Source organism: Trinickia symbiotica (assembly GCF_003028655.1).
GTDB lineage: Bacteria > Pseudomonadota > Gammaproteobacteria > Burkholderiales > Burkholderiaceae > Trinickia > Trinickia symbiotica_A.
Genome location: NZ_PYUC01000074.1, coordinates 1 through 400 on the forward strand (window position 1 = coordinate 1; position 400 = coordinate 400).

Consider the following 400-nt stretch of genomic DNA (forward strand, 5'->3'; position numbering starts at 1 on the left):
GGTCACCGGAAGCAGGGGGCGTGGCGGGGTCACCGGCATGCTGCTCGGATCGGTGAGCCTCACGGTGGCCGCCCGAGCCGCCTGCCCGGTGATCGTGGTACGTGGTGAGGAGCGGAACCGGCAGGGCGCACTCGATCAGGTGGTGGTCGGTGTCGCCGATCCCACCCGGAGCTCGGCCGCCGTGCGGTTCGCCCTCCGTGAGGCCGCGGCACGCGGCTGCGCGCTGGAGGCCGTACGGGCCTGGCGCCGCCCGGCCCACCAGCATGCCGACCACCCGCTGATCGCGGACGAAGCGGGGGCCGTACGCGAGGAACACGCCTCCGCGGTCCTCACCGACGTACTCCGCGACGCAGGCCGTGACCATCCGAACGCCGACGTGCGTCGCCGGACGGTCGAAGGG

General features: G+C 74.2%; 1 protein-coding gene. It reads left to right on the forward strand.

Annotated features, from left to right (window positions below; translation table 11 throughout):
* Window positions 1-400: universal stress protein (locus tag C9I57_RS33660; protein ID WP_181322038.1), on the forward strand; the 400-nt coding region annotated here is incomplete at both ends.